This is a genomic window from Niveispirillum sp. FG148 (assembly GCF_057809655.1).
In genome coordinates, this window is record NZ_JBMDKJ010000009.1 from 21,819 (window position 1) to 44,137 (window position 22,319).

Below are 22,319 nucleotides of genomic sequence, written 5' to 3' on the forward strand. Positions count from 1 at the left end.
TTAAGAATACGGAACAAACGCAGATAGGCAAGTGGTTCGCCCCGGCGGCCGGTACGGCATGATGGTCGACTGCCGCTGCTTTCCCCCTGTTCCCAGGTCACGCACCGGGCAGGGGAGCGCCAGGAGAAGCGGTACCTGTGCGCCCCGGAACAAGTTGTGCTACTGCTATTCCGGGCAGGACAAGACAGCTCAAGGTGGTAGGGATGGAAGACGGTTACGTCCAGGACATCGAATATGTGCCGGGATTTTACCCTTATCAGGCCCCGGCCCATCTGGACACCATCTGCCTGCTGAACGGCCTGGCGCCGCCCGATCGCGGTGCCGCTTTCACCTGGTGCGAACTGGGCTGTGGCCAGGGGCTGACCGCCAACCTGATTGCCGCTGCCTATCCGGACGCCACCATCCACGGCATCGACTACCTGCCGCCCCATATCGACCATGCCCGCGCCATGGCGGAAGGGGCAGGCATCACCAACGCCATTTTCCACCCCAGCTCCATCGCCGACATGGCAGATGACCCCTCTCTGCCACTGTTCGATTATATCACCCTGCATGGTGTCTACAGCTGGGTCGGCCCGTCGGTGCAGGCCGACATTGTCCGGTTCCTGGAACGGCGGTTGAAGCCGGGCGGCGTGGTGCTGGTCAGTTATAACAGCCTTCCCGGCTGGCGGCGGATCGCGCCCTTGCAGCGGCTGTTGCGCGCCCATGCCGAAGCGGCGGACACGCGCATTCCCAGCGACCGGCGCGTGCGCGACGCCCTGGCCTTTGCCCAGGCGCTGAAGGCGGCGGGGGCCGGGGGGCTGGCAGATACCGACATGGATGCCGTCGCAGCCCCGCTGCCCGGCCGGTCGGAGGCCCAGCACGCCGTCTATCTGGCCCATGAATATCTGAATGCCGACTGGCGGCCCCTGCTGCATGGCGATGTGGCAAAGGATTTTGCAGAAGCGGGCCTTTCCTATGTCGGTTCGGCGCGGCCCTTTCACAATGTCCCGGATATGATCCTGACCGGTGAACAGCGCGCCCTGCTGGACGGTATCGCCGACGCCACGACACGGGAAAGCCTGGTCGACTATTGCACCCAGACGATGCTGCGCTATGACATTTACGGTCGCGGATTGCGGGTCCTCAGCGCTGAAGAGCGCAATGCCGGCCTGCGGGCGGTGCGGCTGGCCCTGATCAATCTGGCCGTGCCCCTGCCGCATCAGATCAACACGCCCAGCCGCAGCCTGGTGCTGGAACCGCCCGTCTTCGGCCCCATCCTGGACGCCCTGGCCCAGGGGGTCTGCACCATCGGGGCGCTGCTGGACCTGCCGGCGCTGCAGGGCCGGACGGATGTGCCGACGCCGGCCGACCTGCTGGTGATCCTGACGGGCTGTGAATTCGCCTGGGCGTGCGATCGCACGCCGGGCGAGGCGACGCCCGCGATGCGGGAGTTCAACCGTCTGCAGGCGGTCGAAACCCTGGAGGGCCGGCACGCCGTTGCCGCCTTTGCCGCCGCTGCGGGTCTGGGCGTGGCCGTCGAACCGGCGGGTGCCGCCCTGTACCTGCTGCTGGGGGAAGGGGAGGACATCCCGGCGGCGGCGCTGCCCGCAAGGATCATGCAGCGGCTGGGCGAGGATGGCCCCATGATGGCGACCATGGGTCCAGCGGAACTTCAGGCCATGGCCGCCCGTCGCATCCAGTTGACACAGGCGGCCGAAGGCTCGATCCGTCTGCTGCCGGAATTCTGGCGCCGCCTCGGTTGCCGATAGGGGACGGATATGGCAGGCATCCTGCACGGACGACCATGGTGGATCGCGGTTCGGTTGGAAGCCACAGGCGCCCTGCTGCTGGCGGCGCTGCTGGTCCATGTCCTGCCTTTGCGCGTCACCCGGCGCTGGTTCGGCACGATGGTGGCGCCGGACCTGTCCGGCACGACGACAACCGCGCCGCCGGTCACCGGCCGCGCACGGGATATCGGCCGGCGCCTGCGCTGGACGGCCGACCATCTGCCCTGGACCAGCACCTGTCTGGTCCGCGCCGTCGCCCTGGGGCTGCTGCTGAAACGCCGCGGCATCAAGGGCTGGTCGATCCGGTTTGGCGTGTCCAAGACGGGCGGGGTGCTGGCCGCCCATGCCTGGATGATGATGGGGGCGGACATTCTGATCGGTGGAGAGGAAGCAGCCAGTTTCGTACCCCTGGCCGATCTGGGCACCCCCAAACCGGTGGGGACGCGGCGGGATGGCTGATCAGGAACCCCGCCTTCCGGCCGATGGGCAGACGCGGACGACGGCCGCCCGTTATTTCCTTTCCCTGATGATCCGCCGGACGGACCGGCGCAGGCTGGCCATGGTTCTGGGCCTGACGCTGGCCGGGTCGGTCGCGGAGGGGGCGGGGCTGCTGCTGCTGGTTCCTGTGCTGGACATGATCGGGGTGAACGGGGGTGCCCCACCGGCAGCCCGCCCCCTGTTGCTGGGGCTGGGCCTTTACCTGCTGCTGGTCATTCTGGGGGCGGCCGTGGTGGGCGTGCGCAACGTCGTCAGCGATGGCCAGCGCAACGTCTTTGTCGACCGGCTGCGCGCGGACCTGCATGCCGCCCTGCTGCACGTATCCTGGCCGGTCTTCCAGTCGCTGCGCAGCACGGATGTCAAACAGATCATGACCGGCGAAGTGGGGCGCCTGGCCAATTGTTACAATGCGGTGGTCAATCTGGCTGTGACGCTGCTGACCTTGCCGGCCTTGCTGCTTGCCGCCCTGCTGATCTCCCCCTCCCTGACGCTGGCCACCCTGGTGGTTTCGCTGCTGGCGCTGCTGCTGCTGCGCCATATCGGGAAAAGCGGTTTCGATATCGGCCGGCACCTGGGGCGGGCGCATCAGGACATGATGGCCGATCTGACCGACGATCTGGCGGGACTGCGCATCATCAGGACCTTCGGGGCGGAAACGGTCCGGCAGGATAATCTGGCCCGCCGCTTCGCCGATCTGCGCCGGCTCCAGGCCCGGCATACGCGCATCCAGGCCTATGAACAGGCGGCCCTGCTGATCGTTGCCGCGACCCTGGCCGCCGCGGCCGTCATCGTGTCCACCCTCTGGCTGCACCAGGATCTGGGCAGCGCCCTGGCGGTCATCCTGGCCTTTGCCAGGCTGGCTCAGCGTGGCCTGGGGGGATTGCGGGTCTGGCGGCAACTGGAAAATGGTCTGCCCGCCGTCCTTCAGTATCAGGCGATGCTGACCCGGCTGCGCGCCGGAGCCGAACCGGCCATCATCGGCGAGGCGCTGCCGGTCTTCAGCCGCACCCTGTCCTTTCGCGGGGTCGGGCTGCGCACCGCCGACGGGCGGCAGGCGCTGGACGGGGTGGATTTCGATCTTCCCTTCGGCGCGCTTCTGGCCGTCACCGGCCCCTCGGGCGCCGGGAAATCGACCCTGGCGGATCTGGCGGCCGGGCTGACCGCCCCCTCCAGCGGCAGCCTGTCGGTGGACGGGGTGGAGCTGACGCCCGGCCTGCGTCCGACCTGGCGGCGTCAGGTGGCGGTGGTACCGCAGGACCCATTCCTGTTCCACGACACGATCCGGGCCAATCTGCTGCTGGCTGCCCCCGATGCCGGCGAGCCGGAATTGTGGGCGGCGCTGGAGGAAGCGGCCGCGGCCGATTTCGTACGCGGCCTGCCGCAGGGACTGGATACGGTCGTGGGCGACCGCGGCAGCGCCGTGTCGGGCGGAGAGCGCCAGCGCCTGGCCCTGGCCCGCGCCCTGCTGCGCCAGCCCCGCCTGCTGATCCTGGACGAGGCGACGTCGGCGTTGGATGCCGGGTCGGAGTCCCTGGTGCTGCAGGCGCTTGACCGGTTGCGCCACCGCACCACCATCCTGGCCGTCACCCATCGCGACCAGACCCGCCGCGCCGCCGACCAGGTGCTGGAACTGGATGCCGGGCGGGTGGCCGGCAGCGGGCCGCCCTGACCGGCACTCGCGGCGCGGGCCGGACCTTTGGTTGCAGCGGGAAAACCAAGCTCCGTTGCATATTCCAACATTTTTGCAGAATTCAACACGCATTATGCATATTTTGCAAATCGCAATACGTCAACAGTGTGTAAATACATCCGAAACAGCGCAGAATCCCTCAACTTTCGGGCTTCAACCGCGGACTGGCACGGTGTCTGCAATCCTTGGTTCGCATGACGGCGATAACGCCGCACGAAACCGAGCTGTTGGAGACCGACATGACCAAGTTCTTCGCCAAGGCCGCCGCCGCCGCCCTGATCGCCGCCGCCGCTGCCTCCCCCGCCCTGGCCCAGAACGCGTCGGGCACCATCCAGCTGAAGGGCAATGTCGCGCTGTCCTGCACCATCGCGGTCCAGGATCTGGGCCAGTCCCTGTCGCTGAAGGCCGGCGAGACCAACAAGACGGTCGGTTCCGTCACCGAAACCTGCAATTCCGGCTCCGGCTACCGCATCACGCTCGCCTCGGCCAATGCCGGCAAGCTGAAGAGCGGCAATTTCACCATCAACTACAATGTCGCCTATGACAGCTTCAGCGGCGCCCTGACCAGCCAGGCCGTCGTCGACCGCGCCACCGCCCAGTTTGGCAAGAAGTCCGACCTGAAGGTCACGGTGGCCGCTTCCGACCAGTATATCGCCGGCGATTATGCCGACACCGTCACGGTGACCATCGCCGCCAAGTAAGGCAGGCACCTTCCAAAACGCGAAAACCCCCGCCAGGGTGACCGGGCGGGGGTTTTTTATTGGCAAAGGCGGGGGCTGCACCCGCCCTTACAGCCCCAGCCCACCGGGATTCATGGTCCGCCCGCCATCGACCAGACCCTTGACCCCGCCCAGCAGATCGCGCGTGGCCGGGTTCATGGACCGGGCGACGGGATAGAGCTTGCCCACCTGCAGGTGCGCGGCACCATGACGATTATAGAGCGCCACGCATTCGGCCTTCAGCTGGTCCATCAGGGCGGCCCCTTCCGGATTGGCCGGATAGCGGGGCAGGCTGGTCACGGCCGACGGTTCCAGGATGCGGTCATGGAACGGCGTCCGCTCATCCTCCCAATAGAAGGCCAGTTCATAAAGGAAGCCATTGGTGGCGATGGTGGAGAACATGGCGGCGGCCAGTACCTTGTGCTTGGCCATCGCCGCCGCGTGCCCCTCATAGAGCTTTTCCAGGTCGGCGCGGAAGGCGGCGACGCGGCTGAAAGGCAGGATGCCATGGACCGGCACCCAGCGCTCACCCTTCGGCCCCAGAATATGGTTCAGCGGCGGGAACGGGTAGGCACGGACCAGGGTCGGCATGGAGTTCTCGATCTCCTTGCCGAAGGGCCCGGCCGCCGCACGGATGCGGCGCAGCATCGACCGCTCCTCCTCCTTGTCGAAGGCGTCGACCGTGTAATGGGCGGAATAGTTGATCCCGTCCAGGAAGCCGCGCCCGGCAATGACGATCTTGGCCATCTGCACCAGGGATTCGATGGGCCCGCGCCCGGCCCGGCCCACGGCCAGCAGCATCTTCAGGTCGGATTTCAGATCGCCCATGCCCAGGCGCTGCTTTTGCAGGAACGGGTCCAGGCCGAAGGCTTCCGACGCCACCCCTTCACGCGCCACGGCCGCCATGGCCCCCAGCAGCCCGTCGAAATCGGCGAAGCCGAAGGAGATGCCGGTATTGATGGGCCGGCGGCGCACCAGCCGCAGGGAGATGGCGGTCTTGATGCCGAACGCGCCGGCATCGCCACCGAACAGGCCCGTCAGGTCCGGCCCGTAATGGCGGAAGAAGGGCACGGAGTTTTCCTGCGCCCAGGACCCGGTGCGCACGACCCTGCCATCGGCCAGCGCCACTTCCAACCCCAGCGCGCTGTCAACAGCGGAACCATAGGTGCCGGTGCCATAGGTCACGGCATTCTGGGACATGGTGCCGCCGACCGTGGCCCGGATGCCGGAGAAGGGACCCCAGAAGGGCGTGCGCAGCCCCAGCGGGGCCAGCGCCGCATCCAGCGCGGCCCAGGTCACGCCCGATTCCACCACGACATACATGTCGCCCGCATTGATCTCAATGATCCGGTCCAGGCCGCTGGTATCGACCAGGATCGACCCGGCGGCCGGCGCCAGATAGCCGTTGGAATAGGACATGCCGCCGCCACGCGGCACCACGGCCACGCCCGCCGCATGCGCCGCCTTCAGCGCATCGACCAGGGCGTCGCGCGTTGCCGGCCGGATGACGGCCAGCAGCGGGGCACCTTGGCTGTGGACATCATGACCATAGAAATCCAGGCTGTCCGCATCGGTCACCACCGCCCCGTCGCCCAGCAGCGCACGCAGGCGGGGCAGAAGATCGGACGGGGTCAGGCTGCTGTCGGGCATGGCGCGGGCTTTCCGGGGTAATGTGGATCGGGCGCCAGATTGCCAGCATCGCCGCCGGGACAGAGGGGTGGAGATGTCCGCTGTCCGGACAGCGGACAGGCCTTGCCTTCAATCGTCGAACCGTTCCGGATACCGGCCCAGAGCCGCGATCAGGATGGCCCCCACGACGAACCCGACAGCACAGGCCATCAGGCCGACCGTATAACTGCCAGTCAGGTCGAACAGCCGCCCCACACCCATGGGCCCCAGCCCGGCACCGGCGGCGAAGAAGCCCAGTTGCATGCCATAGATCTCGCCATATTGGCGCAGGCCGAAATAGCGGCTGGCCAGATAGGCGACCAGATCCACCTCCGCCCCCGCGGCCAGCCCGATCAGGATGACGGCTGGCATGGCGATGGTCAGGCCGGGGCCGGCCCCCAGCAGCATGAAGCTGGCCACCGATGCTACGGCCAGCACGGCAAAGGCCACGAACGGCGCGTGGAACCGGTCGACCAGCAGGCCGATGCCCAGCCGCCCGGCAATGATGGCAAAGCCCAGCAGGCTGGCCACCCACACGGCTGTGGCCCGTTCCATCCCGCCGCCGGCCAGCATCGGCACCAGATGCACGATCAGGGCAGAAACGGAGAAGGAGGCGAACAGGAAGCCGATGCCCAGCATCCAGAATTGCCGCATCCTACGCGCCCTGGCGGCCGTGAAGCCGGGACGCGGGGCCTGGGCAACGCTCTGCTGGTGAGCCGGCCCGCCGATTTCATGGAACAGGGTCCAGACCACGGGCACGCCCAGCACCAGCACCAGCCCCGCCAGACCCAGATAGGCCATGCGCCAGCCATGGTCGGCGATCAGCCACTGCACATAGGGCGGGGCCAGGATGGCGCACAGGCCCGTGCCCGTCAGGGTCAGGCCCAGCGCCATGCCGCGCGCCTTGTCGAACCCGGCATTGACGGCGCGGGTCCAGACGATGGGCAAGGTGCCGGCACCCAGCACCATGGCGCAGCCAAAGGCCAGATAGAAGGTCCAGAGATCAGCCCCGATCAGGCTGAGCCCGGCCAGCCCCGCCGCCAGCCCGACCAGGGAGGTCAGGCCCACGGCCCGCCCGCCGAACCGGTCGGTCAGGCGGCCGACCACGGGCCCCAGGAACAGGGTGGTCAGCGTGGTCAGGATGGTGGCGCTGGCCAGTGCCGTGCGCGACCAGCCGAATTCCTGCGTCAATGGCCCGATGAAGATGCCCAGCGTATAGAAGGTCAGGCCCGTGATGCCCAGCCCCACCCCTGTCGCCGCCGCCAGCACCAGCCGCCAGCCGCGCCGGAATTCCTCTGCTTGCGCTTGCATCTGCTCTCGTGTCTTTCCGATCAGGAACGGCCAAAGCGGGCGAACAAGGCCGCCGCTGTCAGGTTGAATAGACCGGGCAGCACCCCGAAGGCCAGCATGACGCCGGTCAGGGCACTTTGCGGCTGCGCCCCGCCCGTCATGGCCGCCGCCGCATCAAAGCCGAAACCGGACAGGACCAGCCCCACCAGCAGCGTGCCGCCCAGCGCAAAGCCGATCTTGTCCACCGCGATCCAGGCGGCCGAATAAAGCCCGGCATGGGCCCGATCCTCGCCCGCAATGTCCGACATCATGGAAAAGGACAGCAGCGCCCAGCCGGAATTGAAGAAGGCGGCCGTGAAGCACAGGCCATAGGCGGCCACGGTACCGGCACCGGCGCATTGCGACCAGACCAGATATGTGGCCGCATAGCCGATGGCGGACAGGATATAGACCGGCTTCTTGCCCACCCGCCTGGCCAGCGCCACCCATAGCGGCTGGGCCACGATGATGGCGGCACAGGCAATGGCCACCAGCCCGCCGATCAGCTGCAACGCATCCGTCCGTCCCATATTGTAGGACAGGAAATACAGCATGGAGGCATAGGCCATGCCCGACCCGATAAGCTGCAAAAGGTTGGAGGACAGCAGGATGGAAAAGCGCGGGGCCAGCAGCACGCGCATCGCGTCACCCGCCGACAGCCGCCGGTGCGCCGGGGCTGGATCGCGCGCCGCCTGTCGCGCGGCGCGGCCAGCCCCGAAAAAGGCGATCAGCAGCGACAGCGGGCAGATGACGGCCAGCACGCGCGACATGCCCTCATATCCCGGCTGCCCGCCGCCCAGATATTGCACGACATAGGGGGCCACGGTGCCCCCGACCAGCACGCCGGCCGCCGTGAACACTAGCCGCCAGGCCATCAGCACCGTGCGCTGATGCGGGTCGTCCGACAGTTCGCCGGCAATGGCCAGATAGGGAACGGAGAAGCTGGCGAACACGGCCATATACAGGCTGAAGGCGGCGGCGACATAGGCCACACGGCCCGCATTGGGGATGTCGGGCACATGGAACAGCAGCAGGAAGGCCGCCGGCGACCCCACCACACCGGCCAGCAGCCACCAGCGCCGGTTGATCCTGTGTTTCAGCCGGTCGGACAGAATGCCCACGGCCAGGTCGCAGCTGACGCCCCAGACCAGCTTGGGCACAAAGATGGCCGCCCCGGCCAGCGCCGGCTCGATCCCCAGCACCGTGGTCATGAAGAACAGCAGCAGCAGCGACGGCACATCGCGGAACACCTGCCCCGCCACCTGCCCCGCCCCATAGCCCACCTGGGCCAGCAGCCCCAACTGGCCGGCGGAACGGGGGGCGCTATCGGTCACGGCGGTCATGGGTGGTCCTTCTTGGGGGGTGGGGAGTCGCGGGGAAGGGCAGGAAAGGGAAAGATGCCGTGGGGCCTGGAAGGTTTAACCTGCGGCCTGATCCCCCCGGCTTCCACCCATCGGCGCCGACTTAGTCCATTGAAACAAGGTGCCTTCCCCGCGAAAGCGGGGATCCAGGGGCCACCTGGAACCTCACCTCGGTGCCCTTGGCCCCTGGACCCCCGCATTCGCGGGGGAAGCACCGCTGTGCAAATCTCAACCTTGGCACCTGCACCGCAAGCCTGGACGACAGAAGAGGCGTGCCCCCCCCCAAAAAACCACCGGCGGAGCAGGCTTCCCCCCTCCGCCGGCATGGGCTCAGGCTTACTTCGGCGGCATCGGCGGCAGGGTGCGCGGCGGCGGGGGCTGCGGCGGGGTCCAGCCGGCCGGCACCGGGGCCGGCGTCTGGAACCGGGCGTAATTCTCGATGCTGGACAGCGACGGGCCGTAATCCTCCGTCGGGGAGGCCAGCCATTTCGGGTCCATGGCACGCGCCAGTTCACGGATGTCGGCCGGGATCTGGTCGATGCTGTCATAGGCACCGAAGGAGCAGAAATAGCTGATATGGCCGGGCGCCTGCCCCATCAGCATCCAGGGCAGCCAAGGCGTGATGCGCGACCAGGAACCGACGGCCTTCACATGGGTCAGCTTCGGGTTTTCCAGATCCTTGCGCTTGATCACATAGGTGAACAGCTCCGACACGCGGTTGAAGGCGCCAGCGGATTCGCGCGGCCATTTGTCGGGCTGCAGGGCATTGGGGTAGAACAGGTGAATGTCGGTGGTCAGGACCACCGTGTCATCCGGGCCATAGCGCCAGTCCAGCAGAAACGGCTCCGGTGCCGGCTTGTCCTTGTTCAGACCGCCATAGGTCGGCGGCGTCGGCTTGAATTCGCCGATCGTGTAATTATAGGGGTCGTTGGCGATGGGGACGACGCGCACATCCTCGTTCGTATAGGGATTGTGCCAGGTCTTCATCACCTCGCCGGTCTTGGCATCGCGGTAGAAGCCGATCTCGCGCAGCATGCGGCGATAGGACCCGTCTTCCAGGCGCTTGGTGCGGACAAAACTGAACCCGTCCAGCACGAACAGGGTGCGCACCGGCTCATTGTCGCGGACGCCATAGACATTGCCCCGGAACCAGCCGATCTTTTCCTTGTTCGGATCGATATCGGCGTCAAGGCGGACATAGCTGTCCCGGTTCCACTTGGGATCCTTGAAGTCGATCTTGGTGGTGAAGGACGGGACAGCCGTTGCCGCCTGTGCTTCCGGGCCACGCAAGCCGACGGCGCCCACTGCGGCGGCAATGGCCGCCAGACCCAGGCTTTCCCGCCGCGTCAATTCAGGTCCGCTCATAATGCCTTGTCTCCCTGTTCGAAGATGACGGGGGCCGTCTTCTACGCGGTCCCGCCGCCGCATCTGTCGGCCGGCACCGTGGCATGGAAAAATTCGCCCTGGAAACCATGGCGCGCGGATTCAACCATCAGGTGGACATCTGCTTTCCGGCCCTTTGCCATCGGCGGCGCTGACCCTATCCAATACAGGCAAAAGCAACCCACGCCGAACAGGGAGCGGTCATGCTGAATACTTTCCAACAGCAGCCTCATCCGGTGCTGCCATCCGCCAATCACGACGAGGCGGCACGCCAGGAATTCACCAAGAGTTTCAAGAACTTCATCCAGCAGAAGCTGCTGCCCGGTCTGACCCCGGTCTATAAGAACCGCGTCGCCCCGGCGTTCGAGCGTGAACATGGTCGCAGCCCCGCCGACCGGCGCGATATCCGGTCCTGCATGGTCCGCGAGCTGTATTTCCAGCATTACGCCGCCGCCAACCGCATCGCCCAGGAACTGCTCTGGGAAGCGACCAATGTCACGGTCGACCGCGAGTTGCCGGAACTGAACGAAAAGGCCGCCGAGCTGTCGGCCAAGACCAAGGCCAAGCTGGATATTCCGGAAGGCTTCGTGCCGCCGCGCTATGTCACGGCCGTGGATATCCACTGCATGCCGGGCGGCTACACCACGGAAGTCACCAAGGACGATATCTCCGTCGGTGCGCTGTATGACCGTGGCGTCTATCTCTACGCCATGGGCTATATGGGCCCGCTGAACGACGATATGGGCCGGTCGGTCTGCAACTATCTGCAGCGCCGCATGCCCGACTTCAAGCCCAAGCGCATTCTGGACATGGGCTGCACGGTCGGCCACGCCACCCTGCCCTACAAGGAAATGTTCCCCGACGCCGAGGTCTGGGGCATCGATGTGGGCGCGCCCGTCGTGCGCTATGCCCATGCCCGGGCATCCGGCCTGGGGCTGGAGGTGAATTTCGCCCAGATGAATGCGGAGGAAACCCGTTTCCCCGACGGTCATTTCGATCTGGTCGTCAGCCATATCCTGCTGCACGAAACCAGCGGCAAGGCCATGCCGCGCATCTTCAAGGAATGCCATCGCCTGCTGGCGCCGGGCGGGTTGATGATCCATGCCGACCTGCCGCCGTTCGACCTGATGGACCCGTTCACCCAGTTCATCCTGGATAACGAGACCTGGTACAATAACGAGCCGTTCTGGGGCGCCATGCGCGACATGAACCAGTTCGATCTGGCCGAAAAGGCCGGGTTCGACCGCGCCCAGGCCAAGTTCGACACGGCCCCCATGGCCGTGATGGAATTTGCAGCCCAAGACGCCGCCGGCTACAGCCAGGATGCCGCCAGCGCCGTGGCCGAACGCGAATTCGCCGCCGGCGAATATGCGCCGGGCGGCGGCTGGGAAGTCTTCATCGCCCAAAAGCAGAACAATATCGCCGTCAAGGATGCCGCCTGATGACCAGCACCGCCGAACGTCCCCACGTCATCAAGGACGCCAAGGGCAAGCGCCCGCAGTTCTATGACGCGCCGGGCCTGGATCAGGCCATGTCGATGATCCTGGTGCTGGCCAATGAAGTGTCGGTCCTGCACGACCGTCTGGACAGCGTCGAACGCTATGCCAAGACCACGGGCCTGGATCTGGCCGCCGGAATCGAGACGCTGACCCTGGACCAGGAAGCGCTGGAGGCCCGCGAAGCCTGGCGCCAGGATTTCATGGACCGGCTGTTCTATCTGATGCGCAAGGAAGCGCGCGAGGCCGCCGAGGCCGACACCAAGGAGCGCTTCAACAAGGCGATCGAGGAGATCGCCCAGCAGTAACGGTTCCTTGTTCCTTTCCGACTTTTGCCTCCTCCCTCCTCTCCGTCACTCCGGGCAACCGGGGTGGCGGAATTTTCTTTCTCAAGGCATCTTCCCTTTCCACGACCCCATGCAGATCACGCTCGACCACACCATCCTGCGACAGAGCCTGAACGACACGGCCGGCATCCCGGAAGTCGTGATGATGATCCCTGCCTATTACCGGCTTTACATGCTGTTGCGCGGTGAACTGACCGCCGCTGCCAGCGTCCCCACCACGCAGAAAGGCGTGGCCGCCCAGTACGGCGTCTGTCGGGGCACGGCCAGCGCCGCGCTGGCCCTGCTGAACCGCGACGGGCTGGTGAAGCCGTCGCGCCGGGGCCGGCCGCGGCTGGAGGGGCGGTAGGAAACGCAGGCGTCTCCCACCGCCAAGGGCTTATTTCCCTTCCTTCAGGAAAGCGTCGATCCGGACCCGGACATTGGCGCGGATATCGGCATAGAACAGGCCGTAATCGTGATAATGCATGGACCCGCCGGGCAGCGGCGTCAGGTCCAGATCGGCGGACGGGCGCACCGTGAGAGTGCCGTCATGGCAGCTGGCCGACACCGATTTGGCCCGCAGGGCCTGCATCGGGCCTTCGGCCGGGGCGCCCGGCACGCTGCCGCGGGCCTGATCGGCCGTTGAATCCGGCTTGTCGATGTCAAAGGTCACCGGGTTGATGCACAGGATGCGCTTGCCGGGATCATCACCGAACCGGTCGACATAGCGCTTTTCCGCCATGGCGCTAACCATGGCGATGTTCAGTTCCGGCAGGGTGGCGTTCCAGGCCGCCACGCAATGGGTACTGTCGGGCTTCCGGCAGATGCCGATGCTCTTATACGCCTTGCCGAAATCGCCTTGCGACAGGTTCACGCCCACGACATAGGCGGCGACCATACGGCCGACCAGCTTGGTACCGTCGATGCGCTTTTCCAGCAGGGTCTGCAGGTGTCGCGACCCCTGGCTGTGCCCGGCCAGGATGAAGGGCCGGCCCTTGTTCAGATGCTGGATATAATAGTCGAAGGCGCGTTCCACATCCCCATAGGCCAGATCGAAGGCCTTGCCGCCATCGCCATCCATGGCCGTGAAGGACAGGGTGGAGGCCTGACGGTAGCGCGGTGCGTAGATGCGGCAGCAGGCGTTGAACACGCCGCCCTGGCGCATGACCACACTGGCATCGGTCCAGGCGTTGGTCTTGGCGTCGGCAATGTCCTGGTTCCAGCGATCCTTGCTTTTATAGGTCGTGGGATGGACGTAGAAGACGTCCACATCCGGCCCCAGCCGGCCCGCTTCGGCGCCGGGCGGGAACAGGGCACTGACGCCGGCTGCGTCGGGCTTTGCGGCCCAGCTTTCGGGCCTGGCATAATCGGGGGCGGCGGGCGGGGTCTGCTGCGCAAAGGGCTGCACCCCATCGGCCGCCAGGGCGCCGGGGGCCACACCGGCCAGCAGGAACGCAGCCGTAAGCAGGGAAGCGATCGGTTTCATCTGTCACCCCGGAAAGACGGAAGGGGACAACGATAGTCCCGTCCGCGGCCGCCATCCCCGCTATCAGGGAGCCTGTCCATCAAGTGGACAAGGAGGCCGAATCGTTGCCGTTACAACAGGTTCAGCGGTGATAAGGAAACCCGCAGATGCGCGGAAGGCGGCCGCAAAGACGGGGCTGAAAAGCCGGCGGGTTTCCACCGCGCCATGGCCGCGACGATCAAAACAGCACAGGGGTTACGGGTGATGTTTACACGACGCGGGTTTCTGGCGACGTCGGCCGCCATGGGGCTGTTGCCCGGTGTGGCGCTGGCTGCCGAGGAGAAGGCCGATGTGGTCATCATCGGCGCCGGCCTGTCGGGCCTGAACGCCGCCAATCTCTTGACCGAACAGGGCTTCAAGGTCGTCGTGCTGGACGCCAACAACCAGGTCGGCGGCCGTGTGCGGTCGCACAAGACCGTTGACGGCTCCATCGATGTCGGCGCCAGTCAGGTCGGCCGTTCCTATGCCCGCGTCATCGACGCCTGCTGGCGCCACGGGCTGAAACTGATCCCGGAAGATCGCGACCTGCTGAAATTCGGCGCCCATTACAAGGATAGCTGGATCGACAATGCCACCTGGGCCACCAACCCGCTGAACAGGACCGAGGGGGAGGAACGTTCCATCCCGCCCCTGATGATGGGGTCGCGGCTGGTCGGCAAATATAACCCGCTGAAGAATATCGACGATTGGCTGGACCCGAAATTCGCCGAGTACGATGTCAGCCTGCGCACGCTGCTGCGCCAGAAGGGGCATAGCGAGCAGGCCATCGAACTGGCCGCCCTGTCCACGCCCGGCATCAGCATCGACGACACCTCCGTCCTGCGCATGTGGCAGGAGGAGACGCGCGGCGCCCTGGATCGCCGCTTCGGGGCGGAGACGGCGGCGGAGTCACACAAGGACCACCCGTTCGGTGAGGGCCATAACCGCAATATCGTCAACGGCCTGACCTCCACCTCCAATATCGAGGGCGGCTGCCATCAGTTGCCGCTGGCCATGGCCAAGCCGCTGGGCGATGCCGTGCGTCTGAACAAGAAGGTGATGCATATCGAGCTGTCGCGCACTGGCGGTTCCGTCACCTGCGCCGATGGCAGCCGCTATCGCGGCCGCTTCATCATCTCCGCCATTCCCTTCACCGTGCTGCGCAAGGTGAAAATCTCCGGCCCGCCCGGCCCCAGTGCCGCCCAGGCCATCGCCACCATGCCCTATGCCAATACGGCGCGGCTCTATCTGACCGTCGATCCGTTCTGGCTGGAGGACGGGTTGCCGCCCAGCTTCTCCACCGACGGGCCGCTCGGCATGTTCTGGGGCATCGACAATCATAAGGGCACGGGCCCCCACCGGGCCATGATCGTGCTGGTCGGCACCGTGGCGCGGGACATCACCAAGCGCGGGCCCGATCAGGCCGTGCCCTTCCTGCTGGCCGAACTGGCCCGCCTGCGCCCGGCGTCGGCCGGCAAGGTGCGGGTCAATACCTACAAGGATTGGGCCGCCGATCCGTTGCAGCTGGGCTGCGGCTTCAGCCTGGCGCCGGGTCAGATCAACGCCTTTGCCCGCACCATGCTGGAACCCTGGGAAGTCATGCATTTCGCCGGTGAACATACCCGCCGCAACGATTTCGGCATGGAATCGGCCATGGAAAGCGGTGAGCGCGCGGCTCTGGAGGTCATGGCCCGCGCAGCCTGACCAAGCGGACAGTCCCGGCATCACCGTCACATGTGATGCCGGGAATTTCCCGCGGCGACAGGAAGTAGTGAGATCGTTATCATGGTCATGACAAATAAGTACGGACAATAATGCAGCATAAATCCAAAATATCCGACGATCGGACAATAATGTCCATCAAACTACAATGATTAAGAAGATTGATTATTTCTATTTCAGACAACGGATCGGGCCCACCGGGCCTGTAAAACCAATGCCGCCTGTTGGCGTGCGATAATCGGGGGTTCACATGTCGAATAATGCCAAGCTTCTGGGTGGGGTTTGCCTTGCCGCCATCACCGTCGGCCCGTGCTTTGCGCAGGCCCAGACCAGCCAGCCGGCAGGGGAGACGCTGGTCCTGGAAGAGATCGTGGTGACCGCGCGTCTGCGCGCCGAGACCTTGCAGGAGGTGCCGCTGTCCATCTCCGCCGTGACGGAGAAGGAGATCGAGCGCGCGGGCATCGTCGACATTGCCAGCCTGGCCGGCAACACCGCGGGCCTGCAGCTTGACAGCACGGGCGGCAAGACCACGACCACCCCCGTTGTGCGCGGCCTGTCCCAGGTCTCGCGTTCGGATGACGAGAATAACGTCCCGGTCTTCATCGACGGCGTCTATGTCTCCGGCCGCGACGGCATCGATGGCAGCCTGCTGGATGTCGAACGCATCGAAGTGGTGAAGGGCCCGCAGAGCGCCCTTTATGGCCGCAACTCCTATGCCGGCTCCATCAACTACATCACCAAGAAGCCGTCCGACACGCCGTCGGGCGGCGCGTCCGTCACGGTGGGCGATGACGGGCGTTTCGGGGCCAAGGGATCGCTGTCCGGCCCGCTGGTGGAAGATATCCTGTTCGCCCGCGTGGGCGCCGCCTATGACCAGTGGAACGGGTCCTATGGCGACAGCGATCTGCGCATCGGCGGCTATGAATCGCGCTTTGCCTCGGGCGGGCTGCGGCTGGTGCTGGACAGCGGCTTTGAAGCCAACCTGAACAACTATTACGCCAAGGATGATGTCGGCCCCGCGCCGCAGATCATCTTCACTGGCAATTGTCAGCTGATCTCCGGTGCGATGGGCTCCTGGTGCGGCGCCTATCCGACCGTGGAAGACCCGGACTTGTCCGGCTATGACACCCGCGCCCAGGGCACGCATCGCGTCACCACGCGGTCCAGCCTGAACATGACCCAGGATGTGGGCGATGTCCGCCTGACCTCGCTGTCCGGCTACAACACGCTGAAGACGCGGACCTGGACCGATCTGGACCGCCAGTACAAGGGCGTGCCCTTCGCCTATGTCCTGCCCAGCGGCCAGACGGGCGCGGTCAACCTGACCACCATCCAGGGATCGGGCGGCGACAGCTTCGATGTCAGCCAGGAATTCCGCATCGAATCCAACAATGACAGCCCGCTGCAATGGTTGGCCGGCGTCAGCTATTACGGCTACCGCCTGAACACCGACGCGCCCTATGCCATCGACACCACGCCGGTGCCGACGGGTGCGCGCCTGACCTCCGTCGGGGCCGTCTCCCTGGCGGCCGGGCTGAAGGCCCTGCCCAATGCCACGCTGCAGGAAAGCTTCTTCTCCGCCTACTTCTCCCGCAACCGCAAGGAGACCAGCACCTACGCTGCCTTCGGCGCTGTCGAATACACGTTCGATGACACAGTGACGGCGCGGGCCGAGCTGCGCCATACCTCGGAAAAGAAGACCCTGTTCCAGTATCTGGCCACCAGCACCGTGAAGACGGATACGACGTTCAAGTACCTGACGCCGCGCTTCACCCTGAACTACAAGGCCGATGACGGGCTGATGTTCTATGCCTCGGCCGCGCGCGGGGCCAAGGCCGGCGGCTTCAACGCGTCGGCCCCCACCGCCGACGAGCTGCCCTTCGGGCCGGAGTTCAACTGGACCTACGAGGTTGGTGTCAAGAGCGACCTGATGGGCCGTAAGCTGCGCCTGAACCTGTCGCTGTTCGATGTGGAGATGGATGGCATCCAGATCACCAACCCGTCCGCCGTGTCGCCCACCATCTTCCTGACCAAGAATGCGGGCACGGGACGCAGCAAGGGCTTCGAGCTGGAAGTCGTGGCCAAGCCGGTGGACGGGCTGACGCTCCAGGGTTCCTACTCGCTGGCCGATTCGAAGTTCGTCAATGCGCTGGACGGCTCGCTCCGCTCCTACCCCAGCTACCGCACGAATTACGACGTGTCCGGCAACATGCTGCCGCGTCAGGCCAAGCATCTGATCAATGCCAGCGTGCAGTATGAAACGGCCCTGACCGACGAACTGGCGGGCTATGTCCGCACCGATCTGCAGTACAACTCCCGCAAGAACGGCTTCACCACCCCCGACCTGGGCTACGTGAAGGGCCGCACCGTGGTGAACGCCAAGGTTGGTCTGATCCGCGATCAGATCGAGGGGTCGCTGTGGGTGCGCAACCTGTTCAACGACAAGACGCCGCTGCTGGCCCAGTCCTCGCTGATCCTCAATACGCTGGGTCGTCAGCCGGTAGTGCTGCTGCCCGACCTGCGCAGCATCGGCGCCACGGTCAGCTACAAGTTCTGACCCTTCCGACCTGCGGATGGATGAGGGACGGCCCGCCGGCAGCACACGCTGCCGGCGGGCTTTTTTATCCACTACGCGGATAGAAACTTTGGTCCTGTTGAGGAAAGTTCAGCAAAGGAATTAGCTGAACGGACTGGCATATGTCCGGCCAAAAGGCTGTAGGCCAATTCAGTTCGTGGTCCCGAAGAGTAGTTCGTGTGACCCGACAAATAAAGCACAGCCGCCAAAAAACGGGAACTTGGCGCCGGAAAAATAAGCCGTTCGAAACGATCGAAGAATCCAAGGGGGCTTCATGTACCGTTCCAAGTTTCTCGCCCTGACCACCTCCGCCATGGTCGGCTCCTTCGTGATCTCCGCTTCTGTTCCCGTCCTGGCCTATGCCGCTGAGGGTGAACTGACGCTGGAAGAGATCATCGTCACCGCGCGCAAGCGCAAGGAAGACATCCAGACCGTTCCCATCGCCATCCAGGCCCTGACAGCCAACGATCTGGCGGAAAAGAACGTCAACAGCCTGACCGATCTGGGCAACACCACGCCCGGCATCACGGTGAGCAACATCACCGGCGGCACCTTCACCAATATCTTCGTGCGCGGCCTGGCGCCCGCCAACTCCTCCACCGATCTGAACGTGGAAGCCAATGTCGGTGTGTTCATCGACGGCATCTATCAGACCAGCCGCAACGCCGCCGACATCCTGTCGGTCGTGGATGTCGCCCAGCTGGACGTGGTGAAGGGTCCGCAGAGCGCCCTTTATGGCCGCTCCACCTTCGCCGGTGCCGTCGGCATCACCACGGCCCGTCCGGGTCGCGACGCGGAAGGCAAGGCCTCCGTCACCATCGGCAATAATGGCGATTATCGCGGCAAGGTCTCGCTGTCCAAGCCGATCATCGAGGACAAGCTGGCGGCCTCCATCTCCGCCGCCTATCAGACCTATGATGGCGAGTTCGAGAACGCCTTCAACCCGCAGGACAAGCTGGGCGGGTACGAGAAGCGCGGCGTCTCCGGTTCGATCCTGTTCACGCCGACCGAGAATTTCACGGCCACCTTCACCGGCTTCGCCATGAAGACGACGTCGGAGATGCCGGGCCTGTCGCTGAACCCGCTGTCCAGCCACAATTGCGGCGCCTTCAACGCGCCGACCCAGGCCTATATGCTGTATTGCGGCAGCATCCCGACCAATCTGCCGATCGACGTCACCAGCACCCTGCCGGAAAGCTATTCCAAGGCCCGCCAGGGTGCGCTGGAACTGGAATATGAGTTCGAGGATTTCTCGATCGTCAGCGTCAGCGGCATTTCCGCGTCGGAAGTGTCGGGCGTCAATGATGCCGATATCTATGGCAACGGCGCGCTGTACGGTGTCTGTACCGTCGGCAGCACCTGCGGTGCGTCCACCGGCACCTATACGCGTACGGTCCGCGCCAACTCCATGCTGAACAGCACCGATCAGGTGGTGACCAAGAGCCAGGAACTGCGCATCCAGTCGCCTGACAGCAACCGCCTGCAGTGGCTGGGCGGCCTGTTCTTCTTCCAGTCCAACGTCGACAACAAGACCTATGCTGGCACCAGCGCCCCGGGTCTGGCCACCAACGAGCGTCTGGTCCAGATCCTGCCGGGCAACGCGGTCGGTACAGGCCCGCTGGCTTCTCTGGCCAATCCCGGCCTGATCTTCGACCCGACCGTCAGCCAGCGTCTGGCCAACCACAATTACAAGCAGAACATCACCCGTTCGGTGTTCGGCTCCCTGGGGTATGAGGTCATTGACGGTCTGCGTGTGTCGGCCGAAGGCCGCTACAATATCGACAACAAGACCGACCGCTGCGTCCTGACCTATTTCAACGCCTTCGGTCCCTGCGTTGCCGGCCAGCCGTTCCGCGGTGAGTTCAAGAGCTTCACGCCGCGCTTCACGGTCGATTACAAGGCGTCGGATGATATCTTCCTGTTCGCGTCGGCCGCCAAGGGCGTGCGCTCGGGCGGTTTCAACTCGCTGGCCGGTCTGACCGATGCGGAAAAGACCTTCGACGAGGAAGAGAACTGGACCTATGAAGCGGGCGTGAAGTCCTGGCTGTTCGATCGCCGCGTCATGCTGAACGCGTCGGTCTACCGCGTGAACTGGACCAACCTGCAGCTCTCCACCTTCTCGCCCAATGCTACGGTCGCCCAGGCCATCATCATGAATGCCGGCGATATGAAGACGAACGGCTTCGAGGTGCAGACCGAGATCAAGGCCACCGACATCGTCTCCGTCGGCGGTTCGGTCACCTATTCCGATCCGAAGTTCGGCAGCGGCGCCTATGACCCGGCCTATTCGTCCCAGTGCGGCAACCCGTCCACGGTCTGCACCCTGGTCACGATCCCCGGCCGTGGCATCCAGGCGTCCATCGAGGATCACCGTCCGGCCCGTTCGGTCAAGTTGCAGTATAATCTGCATGCCACCGCCGATGTGCCGGTTTCCACGGACTGGACCCTGTCCGGCCGCGTGGACGTGAACTATACGGGCCCTTCCTACACCAACAGCCTGAACGTCACGTCCTTTGGTGAGCGCACGCTGACCAACCTGCGTCTGGCCCTGGAAAGCGAGACCTATTCCATCGCCGGTTGGGTCACCAACCTGACCAACGAGGAATATAACGCCAATATCATCCAGCAGCCGCGCAACTATTCCGTCAGCACGCAGCGCATCATGGAAGTGTACCATGGTGAGGGCCGGCGCTTCGGCGTCACGGCCTCGGCCAAGTTCTGATTGGATGCGTGAATGTTCCCCCTGGGCCCTGCCCGGGGGGAATCCCTTTTTGCCAAGTTTGGAAGATCGGGCGCCATGACCAGCAAATTCGCTTCCCCGCTCCTGTCCCGTCGCGCCGTGGTGGGGGGCCTCATGGCCGCCGCCCCGCTGATCATCGGTTCCCGCGGCTGGGCCGCCGGGCCGACCGAAGTCGATATCCTTGTCGTGGGTGCCGGTCTTGCCGGCCTGAACGCCGCCTCCATCCTGGAAGGCCAGGGCCTGAGCGTGCAGGTCGTGGAAGCGTCCGACCGCGTCGGCGGCCGCCTGCGCACGGGCCGCGCCGAAGGCTATCAGGCCGAACTGGGCGCCAGCGAGGTCGGCGCGCTGTATGGCCGCGTGCGCGACGCCTGCACGCGCCTGAATGTCGGCCTGACCACCGATGGCGCCAAGGGCACCGATTTCGTCATCCATGTCGATGGCAACACCGTGCTGCCGGCCGACTGGTCCAAGTCCGCCGCCAACCAGACGCGCGGCAAGGAACGCGACTTCCTGCCCTATATTCTGCAAAACCGCCTGATGCATGACTGGCTGCCCTTCAACCAGACCAATGCCTGGCTGCAGCCCGAAAACATGGTCTATGACATCTCCGCGGCCGAGCTGATGCGGTCCAAGGGCGTGTCGGAAGCCGCTATCCGTCTGGCGGATATCGACCTGAACGGCGCCAGCCTGGAAGGCGTGTCGGCCCTGTCCATCTTCCGCGACATGGCGCGTGCCCAGATCGAAGGCTTCAAGGACCCCAACAAGCCGCAATATGGTGGTGCCACCCTGGTGGCTGACCGCTCCTATATCGTCGGCGGGTCGGACATGCTGCCCAAGGCCATGGCCGCCGCGCTGAAGAATCCGGTCCGCCTGAACAGCCCCGTCGTCGCCGTCGACCAGACGGGCGACAAGGTGAAGGTGACCCTGGCCAGCGGCGAGGTGCTGACCAGCCGCTTCCTGGTCATGGCAGCACCCTTCAGCGCCGTGTCGCGTATCCGCTTCACGCCGGGCCTGCCCGACGCCCAGGCCGATGCCGTGGCCGGTGCCCGCTATTCGGCCACGACGCAGTTCCATTTCAAGATCAAGAAGCCCTATTGGGAAAAGGACGGGCTGCCGCCGTCGATCTGGAGCAACTGCTCCTTCGAACGCGCCTTCGCCCTGAAGAACGCCAAGACGGGTGCCATCGATACCATGATCGTCTGGGTCAATGGCGACGGCGCCACCCGCTGGGACGATCGCGACACGTCCAAGCAGGTTGAACTGGTGCTGGCCGAACTGGCCCGCATCCGGCCCAGCATGGCCGGCGCCCTGGAATACAAGGTCGGCTACAGCTGGGGTCGCAACCCGTTCGTGGGCGGCAACAAGCATTTCTATGCGCCGGGCCAGGTGAAGCGCTTTGCCGCCGACATGGGCAAGCCCGCCGGCCGCATCCATTTCGCGGGCGAGCATCTGCGCCGCCTGGAACATGGCATGGAAAGCGCCATGGAAACGGGCGAAGCCGCCGCCATGGAAATCCTGGAAAAGATCTGACGCCGATCA

General features: G+C 65.2%; 16 protein-coding genes. 11 read left to right on the forward strand and 5 right to left on the reverse strand.

Annotation, left to right across the window (positions count from 1 at the left end):
- The first annotated feature begins 203 nt into the window (after positions 1–203).
- The 4 genes from ACODTW_RS11920 to ACODTW_RS11935 all read left to right on the forward strand — a co-directional run bounded on the left by ACODTW_RS11920 (position 204) and on the right by ACODTW_RS11935 (position 4,658).
- Complete coding sequence (locus ACODTW_RS11920) at positions 204–1,751, forward strand: class I SAM-dependent methyltransferase (RefSeq protein WP_488946233.1); 1,548 nt, start codon at positions 204–206, stop codon at positions 1,749–1,751.
- Between the two features lie 9 nt (positions 1,752–1,760).
- Positions 1,761–2,228, forward strand: a complete 468-nt coding sequence (locus tag ACODTW_RS11925) for a lasso peptide biosynthesis B2 protein (RefSeq protein WP_488946234.1) — start codon at positions 1,761–1,763, stop codon at positions 2,226–2,228.
- On the forward strand, positions 2,221–3,936 hold the full coding sequence (locus tag ACODTW_RS11930) for an ATP-binding cassette domain-containing protein (RefSeq protein ID WP_488946235.1): 1,716 nt from the start codon (positions 2,221–2,223) through the stop codon (positions 3,934–3,936). Before ACODTW_RS11925 ends, ACODTW_RS11930 begins: the two co-directional genes overlap by 8 nt.
- A 260-nt stretch (positions 3,937–4,196) precedes the next feature.
- Positions 4,197–4,658, forward strand: a complete 462-nt coding sequence (locus ACODTW_RS11935) for a spore coat protein U domain-containing protein (protein ID WP_488946109.1) — start codon at positions 4,197–4,199, stop codon at positions 4,656–4,658.
- A gap of 87 nt (positions 4,659–4,745) precedes the next feature.
- On the opposite strand, the gene ACODTW_RS11940 is transcribed toward ACODTW_RS11935, so the two are convergent.
- From ACODTW_RS11940 to ACODTW_RS11955, 4 genes are all read right to left on the reverse strand, one after another.
- The gene (locus tag ACODTW_RS11940; protein WP_488946236.1) at positions 4,746–6,326 is read right to left on the reverse strand and encodes an FAD-binding oxidoreductase; all 1,581 of its coding nucleotides are present in this window, start codon (positions 6,324–6,326) and stop codon (positions 4,746–4,748) included.
- 108 nt (positions 6,327–6,434) lie between these two features.
- Positions 6,435–7,655, reverse strand: coding sequence for an MFS transporter (locus tag ACODTW_RS11945; protein WP_488946237.1), 1,221 nt, complete (start codon positions 7,653–7,655; stop codon positions 6,435–6,437).
- A gap of 20 nt (positions 7,656–7,675) precedes the next feature.
- Positions 7,676–9,016, reverse strand: coding sequence for an MFS transporter (locus tag ACODTW_RS11950; protein ID WP_488946238.1), 1,341 nt, complete (start codon positions 9,014–9,016; stop codon positions 7,676–7,678).
- Positions 9,017–9,370: 354 nt separating this feature from the next.
- Positions 9,371–10,399, reverse strand: coding sequence for a DUF1838 family protein (locus tag ACODTW_RS11955; protein ID WP_488946239.1), 1,029 nt, complete (start codon positions 10,397–10,399; stop codon positions 9,371–9,373).
- 221 nt (positions 10,400–10,620) lie between these two features.
- Between ACODTW_RS11955 and ACODTW_RS11960 the strand changes: the two genes are divergently transcribed.
- The 3 genes from ACODTW_RS11960 (at position 10,621) to ACODTW_RS11970 (ending at position 12,606) form a co-directional block, all read left to right on the forward strand.
- Positions 10,621–11,859: a class I SAM-dependent methyltransferase gene (locus ACODTW_RS11960; RefSeq protein WP_488946240.1), complete on the forward strand. Its 1,239-nt coding sequence runs from the start codon at positions 10,621–10,623 to the stop codon at positions 11,857–11,859.
- Positions 11,859–12,221 carry a hypothetical protein gene (locus tag ACODTW_RS11965; RefSeq protein WP_488946241.1) on the forward strand — a complete coding sequence of 121 codons (363 nt, stop codon included), beginning with the start codon at positions 11,859–11,861 and terminating at the stop codon, positions 12,219–12,221. Before ACODTW_RS11960 ends, ACODTW_RS11965 begins: the two co-directional genes overlap by 1 nt.
- Positions 12,222–12,330: 109 nt before the next feature.
- Positions 12,331–12,606 (forward strand): hypothetical protein, encoded by a 276-nt coding sequence (locus ACODTW_RS11970; protein ID WP_488946242.1) that lies wholly within the window; start codon positions 12,331–12,333, stop codon positions 12,604–12,606.
- 30 nt (positions 12,607–12,636) lie between these two features.
- Here ACODTW_RS11970 and ACODTW_RS11975 read toward each other — a convergent pair whose 3' ends face one another.
- The gene (locus tag ACODTW_RS11975) at positions 12,637–13,725 is read right to left on the reverse strand and encodes a DUF3089 domain-containing protein (protein WP_488946243.1); all 1,089 of its coding nucleotides are present in this window, start codon (positions 13,723–13,725) and stop codon (positions 12,637–12,639) included.
- Positions 13,726–13,968: 243 nt separating this feature from the next.
- Between ACODTW_RS11975 and ACODTW_RS11980 the strand changes: the two genes are divergently transcribed.
- The 4 genes from ACODTW_RS11980 (at position 13,969) to ACODTW_RS11995 (ending at position 22,310) form a co-directional block, all read left to right on the forward strand.
- Positions 13,969–15,447 (forward strand): flavin monoamine oxidase family protein, encoded by a 1,479-nt coding sequence (locus ACODTW_RS11980; protein ID WP_488946244.1) that lies wholly within the window; start codon positions 13,969–13,971, stop codon positions 15,445–15,447.
- Between the two features lie 268 nt (positions 15,448–15,715).
- A complete protein-coding gene (locus tag ACODTW_RS11985; protein ID WP_488946245.1) occupies positions 15,716–18,022 on the forward strand; it encodes a TonB-dependent receptor in 2,307 nt (768 codons plus the stop codon).
- A 292-nt stretch (positions 18,023–18,314) separates the two neighbouring features.
- Positions 18,315–20,762 carry a TonB-dependent receptor gene (locus ACODTW_RS11990; protein ID WP_488946246.1) on the forward strand — a complete coding sequence of 816 codons (2,448 nt, stop codon included), beginning with the start codon at positions 18,315–18,317 and terminating at the stop codon, positions 20,760–20,762.
- 75 nt (positions 20,763–20,837) lie between these two features.
- A complete protein-coding gene (locus ACODTW_RS11995) occupies positions 20,838–22,310 on the forward strand; it encodes a flavin monoamine oxidase family protein (protein WP_488946247.1) in 1,473 nt (490 codons plus the stop codon).
- Positions 22,311–22,319 lie beyond the last annotated feature (9 nt).